The organism is Nocardia goodfellowii (assembly GCF_017875645.1).
Lineage (GTDB): Bacteria > Actinomycetota > Actinomycetes > Mycobacteriales > Mycobacteriaceae > Nocardia > Nocardia goodfellowii.
In genome coordinates, this window is the sequence record NZ_JAGGMR010000001.1 from 3138037 (window position 1) to 3152065 (window position 14029).

The 14029-nt window shown below is 67.6% G+C and carries 10 protein-coding genes; 7 read left to right on the top strand and 3 right to left on the bottom strand.

Annotated elements, in window-relative coordinates; translation table 11 throughout:
* The first annotated feature begins 51 nt into the window (after nt 1–51).
* The 6 genes from BJ987_RS38210 (at nt 52) to gatB (ending at nt 8672) form a co-directional block, all read left to right on the top strand.
* Complete coding sequence (locus BJ987_RS38210) at nt 52–2928, top strand: serine/threonine protein kinase (protein WP_372446862.1); 2877 nt, start codon at nt 52–54, stop codon at nt 2926–2928.
* Nucleotides 2915–3793 carry a serine hydrolase gene (locus tag BJ987_RS14145; protein ID WP_245365958.1) on the top strand — a complete coding sequence of 293 codons (879 nt, stop codon included), beginning with the start codon at nt 2915–2917 and terminating at the stop codon, nt 3791–3793. Before BJ987_RS38210 ends, BJ987_RS14145 begins: the two co-directional genes overlap by 14 nt.
* Before the next feature lie 17 nt (nt 3794–3810).
* Nucleotides 3811–4845, top strand: coding sequence for an ATP-dependent 6-phosphofructokinase (locus BJ987_RS14150; protein ID WP_209889337.1), 1035 nt, complete (start codon nt 3811–3813; stop codon nt 4843–4845).
* 154 nt (nt 4846–4999) lie between these two features.
* Nucleotides 5000–5602, top strand: coding sequence for a Uma2 family endonuclease (locus BJ987_RS14155; protein ID WP_209889340.1), 603 nt, complete (start codon nt 5000–5002; stop codon nt 5600–5602).
* Between the two features lie 41 nt (nt 5603–5643).
* Complete coding sequence (locus tag BJ987_RS14160) at nt 5644–7023, top strand: alpha/beta hydrolase family protein (RefSeq protein ID WP_209889343.1); 1380 nt, start codon at nt 5644–5646, stop codon at nt 7021–7023.
* Nucleotides 7024–7160: 137 nt separating this feature from the next.
* A complete protein-coding gene (gene gatB / locus BJ987_RS14165) occupies nt 7161–8672 on the top strand; it encodes an Asp-tRNA(Asn)/Glu-tRNA(Gln) amidotransferase subunit GatB (RefSeq protein WP_209889345.1) in 1512 nt (503 codons plus the stop codon).
* 50 nt (nt 8673–8722) lie between these two features.
* Here gatB and BJ987_RS14170 read toward each other — a convergent pair whose 3' ends face one another.
* Nucleotides 8723–9832, bottom strand: coding sequence for a PQQ-dependent sugar dehydrogenase (locus BJ987_RS14170; RefSeq protein ID WP_209889348.1), 1110 nt, complete (start codon nt 9830–9832; stop codon nt 8723–8725).
* A 231-nt stretch (nt 9833–10063) separates the two neighbouring features.
* On the opposite strand from BJ987_RS14170, the gene BJ987_RS14175 reads away from it, so the two are divergent.
* Entirely contained in the window at nt 10064–10897 is an 834-nt protein-coding gene (locus tag BJ987_RS14175; protein WP_209889351.1) for a DoxX family protein, read from the top strand.
* A gap of 82 nt (nt 10898–10979) precedes the next feature.
* On the opposite strand, the gene ilvD is transcribed toward BJ987_RS14175, so the two are convergent.
* Nucleotides 10980–12821: a dihydroxy-acid dehydratase gene (ilvD, locus tag BJ987_RS14180; RefSeq protein WP_209889354.1), complete on the bottom strand. Its 1842-nt coding sequence runs from the start codon at nt 12819–12821 to the stop codon at nt 10980–10982.
* 297 nt (nt 12822–13118) lie between these two features.
* The gene (locus BJ987_RS14185; RefSeq protein WP_209889357.1) at nt 13119–13646 is read right to left on the bottom strand and encodes a PH domain-containing protein; all 528 of its coding nucleotides are present in this window, start codon (nt 13644–13646) and stop codon (nt 13119–13121) included.
* Nucleotides 13647–14029: the final 383 nt, after the last annotated feature.

Below are 14029 nucleotides of genomic sequence, written 5' to 3' on the forward strand. Positions count from 1 at the left end.
TACGATGATCGCGGGTCCAGGCGGGCGTCCGGGATGTGGAGGTTGTACGGCGTGGACGGACCTGGCTGGAGGGTCGGCAGTCGATTCGGGCCGTACGAGTTGCGTGCGCTGCTGGGCAAAGGCGGGATGGGCGAGGTCTACGAGGCCTACGACACCGTCAAAGAGCGCGTGGTGGCGGTCAAGCTGCTGCCCGAGGAACTCGCCGCGGATCCCGTGTATCAGGTGCGGTTCCGGCGTGAATCGCAGGCGGCGGCCCGGCTGGCCGAACCGCACATCATCCCGATCCACGACTGGGGCGTGATCGACGGCGTCCTGTTCATCGACATGCGTCTGGTGCCGGGCACCGATCTGCGCACCCTGCTGCGCGAGCAAGGGCCGATGGCGCCGCACCGGGCGATCGCCATCATCGAGCAGATCGCCGCCGCGCTGGACGCCGCGCACGCCGACGGGCTCGTGCATCGCGACGTGAAACCGGCGAACATTCTCGTCACCGAAGCCGATTTCGCCTATCTCGCCGATTTCGGCATCGCGCATACCGAAGGCGACGCCGCTGTCACCCAGGTGGGGATGGCGGTCGGGTCCTATGTGTACATGGCGCCCGAGCGGTTCGACGTCGGGCAGGTCACCGGCCGCGCGGACATCTACTCGCTGGCCTGTGTACTGCACGAATGCCTTACCGGCGCAACACCGTTCCCGCAGGCCAGCATGAGCGTGCTGATCCGCTCCCATCTGACCGAGGCGCCGCCGCGGCCGAGCGTGGCCCGGCCCGGGGTACCGCCCGCATTGGATGAGGTCATCGCCCGCGGCATGGCCAAGGACCCGGCCGACCGGTATCCGACCGCCGCGGCATTCGCGCAGGCCGCACGCGCCGCCGCCGGGGCACCCCCCGCGCCCGCGCCGAAATTCGTTGTGCACGCCCCGGATCCGTCCCGCTTCGGGCACCCCGACGCGACGGCGACCCGCAACGTGGTGGTGCCGCCCGAGACCGGCGAGTTCTCGGTCATCCAACCGCCCGGCGCGACCGAGGTCAGTCTCACCGACTTCCATTTCACGCCGCTGCCCGCCCCGGAGCCAGCTGAGCCCGCATCCGGACCGGTGCCCGTCCGCCCGTTCCCCGACGCCCACCTCTACGGCGAGACCGAGCAGTACCCCAGCGGCCAGTTCGCCGCGGTCCCCGAAGCGCCGGTGACCCAGAAATACACGGCGCCCTACGGCTCTGAGCCCCACCCGTACACGCCGCCGGAGAACTACACCGCACCAGAGCGTTTCGCGGACCCGCACGCGTACTCGGCGCCACACGACGACCGCTCCGACACTAATGGTTACGACCGACCCGACTACCCGCACCAGCAGGCGTACTCGGAGCCGAAGCGCTATCCGGCCCCCGAAAGCCATTCGGCGCAAAACGGTTTCACCAGCCAACAGCCACTTCCAGAGCCACACGGCCCCGCCGAGCCGAGCAGTTCGGGCGAGCGGCCGCGATACCCGGGCACCGATGACCATTCGGCACCGCGTGACTTCACGGCGCAGCAGCCCTTCCGGGCGTTCGAGCCGCAGTCCGAGCGACGTGCGCTCGCGGAACCAGAGCCTGATCCGGATGGTGAGGCGCACTCCGTGCCGCGTGGTTTCGCGGTGCCGCAGTCCCGTTCGGAATCTGCGGGCTTTTCGCCGTCGGCGGGTTCGGGGGAGCGGGAAGCGTACTCCGGTCCCGAGAATCATTCAGCGCCGCGTGGTTTCGCGGTGCCGCGGTCCGCAGCCTTCTCGCCCTCGGCGGGTTCGGGGGAAAAGGAGCCGTACTCAGCCCCCGAGGCGCACTCCGCGCCGCGTGGCTTCGAGAAGCCCTACCCGGAAGCCGAGGGCTATCCGGAGTCGCGGGGTTCCGAGGTGCGGCCGCCCTACGCGGATTCGGAATCGCGCGGTTTCGGTGCTCAGCCCTATCCGGATGGCGAGAGCAACTCCGCGCCCCGTGGTTTTGCGCAGCAGCAAGCCTATTCGGCGTCTCCGGACTACTCGAATCCACCGGGTTTCGGCGATCCGGACTATCGGGAGCCGCAGGCGTATTCGGAATCGGAGGGCTATGCGGCTCCGAATCATCCGGAACGGCAGGCATATTCGGATTCGCCGTACGCGCCTGGGGTAGGACGGGGCGCGGCCCAGGACCTCACTGCCGCCGCGCGGGCTTACCCGGTCGAACCGTATGACGAACGGTATCCGGACGAGCCGTACGCGCCGGAAACCCAGCGGTACTCGCAGTACTCGGCGGAGCCGCAGCCGGGATATGAGCCGCAGCACGGTTCCGAGGACGTGTATCGCCCGGCGGCCCAAGCATATTCGGCGTACTCATCCGCGCCGGACTACGACGACGACCGCTACTCGCCACGCGGCGGCTACGGACCGGCCGACGATTCGGACGATCCGTACCATCCCGCGTCCTCGCGCCGCTCGATCCTGCTGCCGATGCTGGTCGGTGTGCTCAGCGTGGTCGTGGTGGCCGTGGCCGGTGCGGTGGGCTGGCAGATGTTCGGCGGCGGCAACTCGCAGCCCGCCGCGGACGCCCCGGCCGGTAGCTCCGTGGTTTCGACCACGCAAGCCGTCTCGCCGGGAACCTCCGCGCCGCAATCGAGTTCGGCAGCCCCGACGACCACGGGTACCGCGGTGAAGCTGCCCGACGGTGCGAAGCCGTGCTCGACGGGTTCGTCGACCGGCAACTACGGTAAGTCCGCCACCGGCAGCGAGGTCACCAGTTGCCAGTTCGCCGAAGCCGTGCGCAAGGCCTATGCCGAATCCGCCTCCGCCACCCGCGCACCGAGCTCGGTGGTAGCGACCAGCCCGGTCACCGGCCGGACGTACACAATGAATTGCGTCGCCCAGGGTCAGCTGGTGACCTGCAGCGGCGGTGAGAACGCGGTGGTTTATGTCTATTCGTAGTCTGCGAAAAGCACTGGGCGGCAGTGCCTTCGCACTGCTTCTGCTGACTTCTTGCGCGCAGGATCCCGGCAACGACGCCGCCGCCGAACCGACCACGATCACCCAGGCGGCGGCCCGTTCCGAACAGCAGAACCTGCAGCTGACCCTCCCCGGCACTCTGGCGCACAGTTTCCAGCAGTTGCAGGGCAGCTGGCGCGGTCATCTCGGCATGGCCGTCTTGCCGGTCGGCGGCACCAAGATCGTCTCCTTCGGCGACTGGTCCACCGGTCCGGCCTGGTCGACCATGAAGGTCCCGCTGACTCTCGCCGCCGTGCGGCGCTCTCCGGCCAACGCCGGCTACACCGCCACCACCGCGATCACCCAGTCCGACAACACCGCCGCCGACACGCTGTGGCAGTCGCTCGGCGGCGCGCAGGAGGCGGCGAAAGCGGTGGAGGCGGTGCTGCGCGAAGGCGGCGACACAAAGACCGTGGTGCCCCCGACCCGCACCCGCGCCGAACATTCGTCGTTCGGTCAGGCGGAGTGGTCGCTGACCGAGCAGGTCCGATTCGCGGCCAAGCTACCGTGTCTGCCGCAGGCCTCGACCGTGCTGAGCATGATGGCGCAGATCATCCCGAACCACCGGTGGGGCCTGGGTACGTTCACCGGCGCCGAATTCAAGGGTGGATGGGGGCCGGATACCTCCGGCGCCTACCTGGTCCGGCAGTTCGGGCTGATCGACACGGCCGGCGGCCAGATCGCGGTCGCCTTTGCCGCGCAACCGGATTCGGGCACGTTCAACGACGGTATGACCGCTCTGGACAAGATGGCGGCGCTGCTTACCCAGCACTTGGACGAGCTTGCCGGAGGTAAGTGCGCCGCCTGAGTGGCATGATGGCGGCCATGCGCATCGGAGTCTTGACCGGAGGCGGAGACTGTCCAGGACTGAACGCGGTTATCCGCGCGGTCGTTCGCACCGCGAACGGCCGCTACGGTGACGCGATCGTCGGCTTTCAAGACGGCTGGCGGGGTCTATTGGAAGACCGCAAGATCATCATCGCCAACGACGACCGCACCGACCGCCTGCTCACCAAGGGCGGCACCATGCTGGGCACCGCCCGCACCAACCCCGACATGCTGCGCGCCGGGCTGGGCCGGATCAAGCGCACCCTCGACGACAACGGCATCGAAGCGCTCATCCCGATCGGCGGCGAAGGCACCCTCACCGCCGCCAGCTGGCTGTCCGACGAGGGCGTGCCGGTAGTCGGCGTGCCCAAGACCATCGACAACGACATCGACTGCACCGACGTCACTTTCGGCCACGACACCGCGCTGAGCATCGCCACCGACGCCATCGACCGCCTGCACACCACCGCGGAGTCACACCAGCGCGTCATGCTGGTCGAGGTGATGGGCCGCCACGCCGGGTGGATCGCGATGCACGCGGGCATGGCAGCGGGCGCGCACCTCACTTTGGTCCCCGAGGTGCCGTTCGACATCGACGAGGTCTGCGCGATGATCAAGCGCCGCTTCCAGCGCGGCGACAAGCACTTCATCTGTGTTGTCGCCGAGGGCTCCGCACCCGCGCCGGATTCCGGCTTCACCCTGCGCCAGGGCGGCATCGACGAATTCGGCCACGAACGCTTCACCGGCGTCGCCCAGCAACTCGGCACCGAGATCGAACGCCGCATCGGCAAGGAAGTCCGCACCACCGTGCTCGGCCACATCCAGCGCGGCGGCAGCCCCACCCCCTACGACCGCGTCCTCGCCACCCGCTTCGGCCTGCACGCCGCCGAGGCCGTCCACGCCGGCCACTTCGGTCAGATGGTCGCCCTGCGCGGCACCGACATCGACATGGTCCCCCTCGCCGAAGCCACCAAACAACTCAAGCGCGTTCCCCAGGACCGCTACCGCGAGGCCGAAGCCTTCTTCGGCTGATCGCCCGCGAAAACGTGACGGGCTATAGCACATCGCTCTAACCTAGCCTGTGACCAAAAATATCCACCACGCCGATGCCATTCCCGTCGCGGGTGTTCATCGCCCGCGACGGTCGAGAACCAGCTCGACTGAGCGCTCGGCGGTCAGGTAGGCCATGTCGACCTCACCAGAGGGCCCAGAGCGACTTGTCACGGTGGAGGAGTTTTCAGCGGGTGATCCGGACGCGTTCGGCGAGATCCATGACGGCGTCCTGATCAGAAGATGCGGGCAATCCCCGCAGCATGATCGCGTGGTCCGCCGGCTGGAAAACGCCATCGACCCGAGCGGTCCCTGCCGAGCCATCCACGTCAACATCCCGATTCTGCTCGCCGATAGTGCGCGCGCCGAATTCGGTGGGCGGTCCGATCTTCGCGATCCGGACGTGGTTATGCGGGACCGCGCCACTGAGCTGTATGGCGTGGAAATGAACGCCTGCGAGACCGTGCTCGTGGCAGAGGTCACGTCGGCTGAGTCGGTTGACGCCGATATCGGAATCAAGCGCGAGTTGTATGCGCGCCACGGCATCCCGGTCTACCTGATCGTGCATTTCGATAAGGACTGGCAGCAAATCTCCGAGATCGAGGAGTGCCGCCTCGACTGGTCGGGACGCCGCTATGTGACTCGGGTCAACCACAGCAGAGTGCTGGTCCTTACCGATCCCGTTACCCTGGCAGTCACTTTCGCCGACCTCCAGAGCCGTCTGCCGCGGCGCAGATAGGTTTCGGCACCATGCGGTGTCGCGTCGGTAGGGTGGGTCCTATGCGGAGCGGGCGACTGATCGCGTTGGTGCTGTTCGTTGTTGCCGTGTTGGTGGCGGGGTGTTCGGAGGAGTCGAACCCGCCGGAGCCGACCACGGGGGACTGGCACGGCAAGATCGAGATACCGGGGAGCCCGCTCGAGCTGGGGGTGACGTTCAAGGATGACGGCACCGCCACCATCGACATTCCGGTGCAGGGGATTTCGGCCGCTCAGTTGAAGGACGTGAAGTCCGACCGGGACGGCGTGGAGTGGGCGATCGCGGATATCCCGGGTGATCCGAAGTTCAAGGGGCGGTACGACTCCGGAGCCGACAAGATCGCCGGAGACTTCACGCAGTCGGGGCAGTCGTTCCCGCTGAGCCTGCAACGCGGGAAGGTCGCGCCGCTGCCGCGTCCGCAGGAACCGAAGCCGCCCTTTCCGTATCAGTCCGAGGACGTGAGCTACCGCAACGGTGAGCTCACCATCGCGGGCACCCTCACCAAACCGCAGGGCGACGGTCCGTTTCCGGCCGTGTTGCTGATCACCGGCAGCGGACCGCAGGACCGCAACGAAGAACTCATGGGGCACAAGCCTTTCCTGCTGCTGGCCGACACGCTGACGCGGGCCGGTTACGCCGTGCTGCGCGCCGACGATCGAGGCGTCGGCGGCACCGGCGGCAAACTCGACGACGCGAACTACGACGACCTGACCGCGGACGCGGCGGCGGGCGTGAACTTCCTGCGCGGGCGTGCGGAGATCGACAAGACGCGCATCGGTCTGCTCGGTCACAGTGAAGGCGGTTATCTCGCACCCCAGGTGGCGGCGCGGCCGGACAGCGGAGTCGCGTTCGTCATCCTGATGGCGGGTCCGTCGGTCTCGGGCCGGGATGTGCTGATCGAACAGAACCGTGTCCTGCTCGGCGCGGCCGGTGAATCGCCGGAGTCGATCGAGAAACAGGTGCGGTTCGTCGCCGAATGGTCGCAGTTGCTGAGCAGCGGCGACGTGGCCGGAGCCAAAGCCGTCCAGCGCAGGCACAACGAGACGGTTCCGCCGGAGCAGCGGCAGCCCGAGGCGGCCCTGGACGCGCTCAACACCCGCTACATGGGTTCGTTCCTGGGTTACGACCCGGCCCCGGCGCTGTCCGCGTTGCGCGTCCCGGTCTTCGCCTTCTTCGGGTCGAAGGATCTGCAGGTCCCGCCGAGTCAGAGCGAACAGCCGATGCGCGATCGCCTGGCCGCCAATCCGGATGCGACCGTGCAGACCTTCCCGGGACTGAACCACCTGATGCAACCCGCACAGACCGGTCAGCCCAGCGAATACACCACCATCGAAACGACCATCGCGCCCGAAGTGCTCACCTCCGTCACCAACTGGCTCACCCAACGCTTCCCGCCGAAGTAACGCCCTGATCCGGCGAAGAGCACGGCGACGCCTTTACATAGGATGGTCGCCATGAGCGAGCGCAGCGAGCGAAAAATAAGCACAGCCAGCTGCTTGGCTGCGGTCATGCCGGAGTCGGGCGATAGCGAGGCGCGGGCATGAGTGCAGCCACGGTCGAGTTGATGGATTACGCCGATGTCATCGCCCGCTTCGAGCCGGTGCTGGGCATGGAGGTCCACGTCGAGCTGTCCACCGCGACCAAGATGTTCTGCGGTTGCCCCACCGAATTCGGCGCCGAACCCAACACCCAGGTCTGCCCGGTGTGCCTGGGCCTGCCGGGTTCGCTGCCGGTGGTGAACGAGAAGGCCGTCGAGTCCGCCATCCGGATCGGTCTCGCGCTGAACTGTTCCATCACTCCGTGGGGCCGCTTCGCGCGCAAGAACTACTTCTACCCGGATCAGCCGAAGAACTACCAGATCAGCCAGTACGACGAGCCGATCTGCGGCAACGGCCATCTCGATGTGCTGCTCGACGACGGCTCCACCTTCCGCGTCGAGATCGAGCGCGCGCACATGGAAGAGGACACCGGCAAGTCGCTGCACGTGGGCGGGGCGACCGGCCGGATTCACGGCGCCAGCCACTCGCTGCTGGACTACAACCGCGCGGGTGTGCCGTTGATCGAGATCGTCACCAAGCCGATCACCGGTGCCGGCGACCGCGCGCCCGAGGTGGCCCGCGCCTACGTCACCGCGCTGCGTGAGGTGCTGAAATCACTCGGTGTCTCCGACGTGAAGATGGAGCAGGGTTCGCTGCGCTGCGACGCGAATGTCTCGCTGATGCCGATCGGCGCCAAGGAATTCGGCACCCGCACCGAAACCAAGAACGTCAACTCGCTGCGCAGCGTCGAGGTCGCGGTGCGCTACGAGATGCGCCGTCAGGCCGCGGTACTCGCCAACGGCGGCACCATCCTGCAGGAGACTCGCCACTTCCACGAGACGGACGGCTCCACCTCGCCGGGTCGCGTGAAGGAGACCTCCGAGGATTACCGGTACTTCCCCGAGCCGGATCTGGAACCCGTTGCGCCCGATGCCGAGTGGATCGAGTCGCTGCGCGGCACCATCCCCGAGTACCCGTGGCTGCGCCGCGCTCGCCTGCAGGCCGAGTGGGGCCTTTCTCCCGAGGTGTTCCGTGACCTGGTCAATGTCGGTGCGCTGGACCTGATCATCGCCACCGTCGACGAGGGCGCCTCGGTGGACGCCGCCCGCGCCTGGTGGGGCAACTCGCTGGCCGCCACCGCCAAGGAGCGCGAGGTCTCCCTGGCGGAACTGCCGATCACGCCGGGCCAGGTCGCCGAAGTGATCAAGCTGGTCGAAGCGAAGACGATCAACAGCAAGGTCGCCAAACAGGTCGTCGACCTCGTCCTCGCGGGCGAGGGTGCGCCCGCCCAGATCGTCGAAGCCAAGGGCTTGGGCATGGTGTCCGACGATTCGGCGTTGCAGACCGAGGTGGAGAAGGCCCTCGCCGCGAACCCTGATATCGCGGACAAGATCCGCTCCGGCAAGGTGCAGGCCGCGGGCAAGATCGTCGGTGATGTCATGAAGGCCACCCGCGGCCAGGCCGACGCGGCCCGCGTCCGCGAACTGGTTCTCGCCGCCTGCGGCGCGAGTTAACCGTCTCGAACGAATGGCGTCCCGCTCGCGCGGGACGCCATTCGCGTCTGCTAGTCCGGCGTGCCGCCGCCACCCGACGGCGGCGGGATCTTCACCACGCGGTCGTCGAACGGGCCGTGGTTGTCGTCGTTGTTGACGGTGGCGACCCAGATCGCCCCGTCGTTGGCCGCCGCGGCTCCGCCGAGCCGCCCGTACTTGTCCTGGTTAGTGAGCGCCGGTTGAGTGGTGATCGCGAACGATTTCGGATCGACCTCCGCGATCGCCAGGGCTTTGGCCCCGGTCATCGAGATCGCCACCATCTCCGGTCCGGCCGCGCATCCCGCGACGCCGGGATGTTCGGGCCAGGTCCAGCCGACGCTGACCGAGCCGTCTTTGCCGACGCGCTGCAACCGATCCTCGGTCGCCGTGCGATCGGTGACCCAGGTGCTGTCCGCGCCGTCCCAGCACAGGTCGCCGCCGGACCCCAGCCCGGACAGCACGACCTCCGTACCGGCCCCCGGTGCGGGCGATTTCACCCGCAGCACCTTCCCGGCCAGTGACGACGGTGTCGAGGCCAGCCCGGGATTTCCGGCGTCACCGGTCAGCACCAGCAGTTCGGTATCCGAGACGAACTCCAGCGCGCCGTGATTGCCGGTGGCGCCCTTCGGGATTCCGGTCACGATGTCCTTGGGCTGCCCGTCCTGCGCGATGCGCACCACCCGATTGTCGGACGGGGTGGTGATGTAGGCGTAGATCAGGCCGTCCTCGTGGTAGGTCGGCGAGAGCACGAGATCGGTGATACCGCCGTCGCCGGTGGCGTCCACGGCCAGCTTGGCGATCTCGACCGGCGGCACCTGCGGGTCGCTCTCGCCGACCGGCACGCTCTTGAGGATGCGCCCGGTGCGCCGCTCGGCAACCAGCGCGGTATCGCCCAGCGCCACGATGCCGCCGGTGGAATCCAGGCAGGTGGACACGACCGCCGGATCCGGATCGATGCACGGGCCCTCCGGCCGCGGCGGCGGTTTCTGCGTGGACTTGGGCGCCTTGGGATTCGCCGGCGCGAAAGTGGGTTCGGGTGTGAACGGGCTGGCGGCGGAATCATCGAAACGCGCACAGCCGACCAGTAGGACCGAGCCGAGCGCCAGACTCAGGGCGACGCGGCCCGCGACAACCAAACTCATGGTAGAGACGTTACGGAAATACCGGCGCGCTCGCTGCTTCCGGGTAGGTGTTGCCGCGATTCGCGCGCGTTAACAGCGGCGCCCGCGCCACGCCGGGATTGACACGCCGTGGAGTGTAAGTCTCCCGCCGAACGATCGTGCGGCATAGGGTATTGCCGTGAGTGAGCGTGAGCTAACCATGGACACAGCCCCGCCGGTAACCGCGGAGCCGATCAGGAGCGAGGTGCGGTTGTGACGGACAAGCCGAAGGACCCCTCCGGTGACCCCGACGCGGGTTCGGCCACCGGTCGTGGTGTGACCAGCCCGTACGATTCGCCGACCGGGCAGTTTCCCCGGGTCGGCGGTGGCCCCGAGTTACGCAAGGACGTGCCCCGCACCGAGGAGGAACTGGGTATCGAACCCGACGTTCCGACGGTGGGGGAGCAGGCGGCCCCCACCGCGCCCTACTCCTACGCCAGCATCCCGCCCGCCGCGAACACCCCGGGCGAGCCGAGTTCCGCGATGCGCCGCCGCGCCGCCGAAAACCGGCGCGGCACATTGGATTTCGGTCTGTTCCTGCTGCGGTTGGTCGTCGGCGGCACCTTCATCTATCACGGCTTGCAGAAGTTGACGGGCTGGTTCCACGGACCGGGCCTGGACGGCACCCGCGACATGATGACCAATGGCGGCTGGGATCACGCCACCGTGTCCGCGATCCTGCTCACCACCGGTGAACTGCTCGGCGGCATCCTGCTGGTGCTCGGTCTGGCCACGCCGCTCGCCGCGGGCGCGGTGCTCGCCGTGATCATCAACGCCTGGCTGTGGAAGCAGGGGATGAATCCCGGCTTCCAGTACAACGCCGGCGTCCGCAGCGGCGTCGAAATGGACAGCATCCTGGTCGGCGCGGCCGCCGCGATCATACTTACCGGTCCGGGTCGCTGGTCTCTGGACCGCAACCGCGGTTGGGCCATCCGCCCGGCGTGGGGTTCGTTCGTGGTCCTGCTGCTGGCCGTCGCGGTCGCGATTCTCACCTTCTGGTTCCTGCACGGCGGCAACCCGCTGACCGGCATCGGTCCGTTCGACTGATCGTCCGAACCGGAAACGCCCCCTTCGCGCTTGGATTAGAGGCGAAGGGGGCGTTTTTCGTAACCTGTTGTGCCGCTGGGAGTTACGGCACGTAGCGGACCGCGCCCTTATCGGCCGAGGTGGCCAGCGCCGCGTAGGCGCGCAACGCCGTGGTGACCGGGCGGTCCCGGTTGACCGGCTGCCAGGGTCGCTCGGAGGCCTCCATCTTCGCGCGCCGCTCGGCCAGCACCGCGTCCTCGACCAGCACCTCGAGCGTGCGGGACGCGACGTCGATGCGGATCTGGTCGCCGTTCTCGATCAGGCCGATCGCACCACCGGCGCCGGCCTCGGGGGACATGTGGCCGATCGACAGGCCCGAGGTGCCGCCGGAGAAGCGCCCGTCGGTGATCAGCGCGCACTGCTTGCCCAGGCCAGAACCCTTGAGGAAAGCGGTGGGGTGCAGCATCTCCTGCATGCCCGGTCCGCCCTTGGGGCCCTCGTACCGGACCACGATCACGTCACCCGGCTTGATCTTCTTGCCCAGGATCGCCGAGACGGCCTCTTCCTGGGATTCGACCACGACGGCCGGGCCCTGGAAGGAGAACAGGTCCTCGTCGATGCCCGCGGTCTTGAGGATCGCGCCGTCGGGAGCGATGTTGCCGCGCAGCACGACCAAACCGCCCTCGACGGTGTAGGCGTGCTCCTTGTCGCGGATGCAGCCCCCGGCCGCGTCGGTGTCCAGCGAGGACCAGCGGTTGTCGGTGGAGAACGGTTCGGTGGTGCGCACGCCGCCGGGCGCGGCGTGGAACAGCTCGATGGCTTCCTGGGAAGCCTTGCCGGAGCGGATATCCCAGGTGTCGAGCCACTGGTCGAAACTCTTGGTGTGCACGGTGGACACGTCCTCGTGCAGCAGCCCGGCGCGCCGCAGTTCGCCCAGGATGGCGGGGATGCCGCCGGCGCGATGCACGTCTTCCATGTGGTAATCCGAGTTCGGCGACACCTTCGACAGGCACGGCACGCGGCGACTGATCTCGTCGATGGTGGTCAGATCGAAGTCGATCTCACCTTCCTGCGCGGCGGCCAGCGTGTGCAGCACCGTGTTGGTGGATCCGCCCATCGCCACGTCCAAGGCCATGGCGTTGCGGAAAGCCTTCTCGTTGGCCACATTTCGCGGCAGCACGGAGGCGTCGTCCTCGCGGTACCAGCGGTTGGCGATATCCACGATCACCGAGCCGGCCCCCTCGAACAGCGCCCGGCGGGCGGCGTGGGTGGCCAGCGTGGAGCCGTTGCCCGGCAGCGCCAGACCCAGCGCCTCGGTGAGGCAGTTCATCGAATTCGCGGTGAACATGCCCGAACAGGAACCGCAGGTCGGGCAGGCGCTGCGCTCGACCTCGTCCAGGCCTTCATCCGAGACAGCCTGATTCGCGCTCGCCGAGATCGCCACGACCAGGTCGGTCGGCGCCTGCGCGACACCGTCGACCACCACGGCCTTACCGGCCTCCATCGGGCCGCCGGAGACGAACACGGCCGGAATGTTCAGTCGCATAGCGGCATTCAGCATGCCGGGGGTGATCTTGTCGCAGTTGGAGATGCACACCAGCGCGTCGGCGGTGTGCGCGTTCGCCATGTATTCGACGGAGTCGGCGATGATCTCGCGCGACGGCAGCGAGTACAGCATGCCGCCGTGCCCCATGGCGATGCCGTCGTCGACCGCGATGGTGTGGAACTCGCGCGGCACGCCGCCCGCGGCGCGCACGGCCTCGGCCACGATCTCGCCGACATCCTTGAGATGCACGTGGCCGGGGACGAACTGCGTGTAGGAGTTCGCGATGGCGATGATCGGCTTGCCGAAATCGGAGTCGGTCATACCGGTGGCGCGCCAGAGCGAGCGGGCGCCCGCGGCATTGCGGCCGATGGTGGTGGTGCGTGAGCGAAGCGGTGGCATGGGCTGGGTCCTCGATGGTCGCGGGGGCTGATGTGCGACGGCGCAGAGCGGATCTACGGCCTGTCCACGGTACTCCCGGGTTCAGCGGGGCTTTCGGGGTGGGCGGACCGCTCAGGTGTCGCGCTGTGTGTTCGCCGCGAGGGTGTCGCGGGTGCCTGCGGTGTCATCGGGGAGTGTCCGGACCGGCTCGGCTGAGGCCCGGTGGTCACCGAGCCGAGGCCAGTCTAGAGGTGTGATTTTCGCGTCATCGAGGCGTGCTGCTCCCCGGGATTCACCGTCTCATCATGTGAGACGCGATCAGTCGGTGCTGTCCTGGGCTTTTTCCGCCGCTTCGGCGGCTTTGCGCTCTTCGTAGGCGCGCTGCTCGGCTTCTTCGGCCGCGGCGAAGAGATCGGGGATCCGGCCCTCGGCGGCGGAGATCAGCTCGCGCAGCCGGTCGTAACCGACGGCCGGAAGCTTCACTTCGGAGCCGTCGGTGAGATGCGCCCGGACGTATCCGCGTTTGGGGATCGAAACGCCTTTCAGCTGATCCCAATCGATGTGCCGCTGCTTGAAAACGGTGCGCAGGTCCAGGCCCGCGTCGGACACCCGCGTCTGCGTGCGCGCGATCCACAGCGCCGCTGCCAGCGGAATCAGGAGTAGCCACCACAGTCCGATCGGCCAGCCCGCGAAGAAGAAGAACACGCAGAAGAACAGCACGACCACGCCGATATAGGACGTCTGCGGAATCCGAATGACCTTCGGTTCGGACCCACCCGTGGCGGATCCTTCGTCGGAGGTGTGGGACGATTTAGCCGGTGGCACGGACTGATGCGGTGATGACACACCACCATCCTCGCATCCTGGTGAACGGACACAAGCAACCGCACTGTCTCACATAATGAGACGCAGGAGTCAGAAGTTTGACTCACCGGTTCACGCCCGCATAACGTCGTGCGCGTGAAACCAATCGAGCTTCTCGTAATCAGCTGGCGCGTCCAGCGTTGAGCTTGGCTCTCTGAGTCGACTACGAAGCTCGCGTTGCGACGCGCCACCCTCGAACAGCCCTGGCTGTCGAGGGTTTTTTTGTGTTCAGGACTAATGTCCGGCGCGGGGCGCTCGCAAGGCACCACGTGTCAAGCACAAGCACGGCATGAGAGGTCAGGCCCGGAGGAGGAAGCTTGCGTAACCACGCAGGGCCCCGATCCTGCCGTCATCACACACAGTTT

What these genes read in the sequence shown, in the direction of transcription:
- BJ987_RS14145 (WP_245365958.1), top strand. Translation starts at nt 2,915, where the DNA reads ATGTCTATTCGTAGTCTGCGAAAAGCACTGGGCGGCAGTGCCTTCGCA.
- BJ987_RS14170 (WP_209889348.1), bottom strand. Translation starts at nt 9,832, where the DNA reads ATGAGTTTGGTTGTCGCGGGCCGCGTCGCCCTGAGTCTGGCGCTCGGC.
- BJ987_RS14155 (WP_209889340.1), top strand. Translation starts at nt 5,000, where the DNA reads ATGTCGACCTCACCAGAGGGCCCAGAGCGACTTGTCACGGTGGAGGAG.
- BJ987_RS14160 (WP_209889343.1), top strand. Translation starts at nt 5,644, where the DNA reads ATGCGGAGCGGGCGACTGATCGCGTTGGTGCTGTTCGTTGTTGCCGTG.
- BJ987_RS14150 (WP_209889337.1), top strand. Translation starts at nt 3,811, where the DNA reads ATGCGCATCGGAGTCTTGACCGGAGGCGGAGACTGTCCAGGACTGAAC.
- gatB (WP_209889345.1), top strand. Translation starts at nt 7,161, where the DNA reads ATGAGTGCAGCCACGGTCGAGTTGATGGATTACGCCGATGTCATCGCC.
- ilvD (WP_209889354.1), bottom strand. Translation starts at nt 12,821, where the DNA reads ATGCCACCGCTTCGCTCACGCACCACCACCATCGGCCGCAATGCCGCG.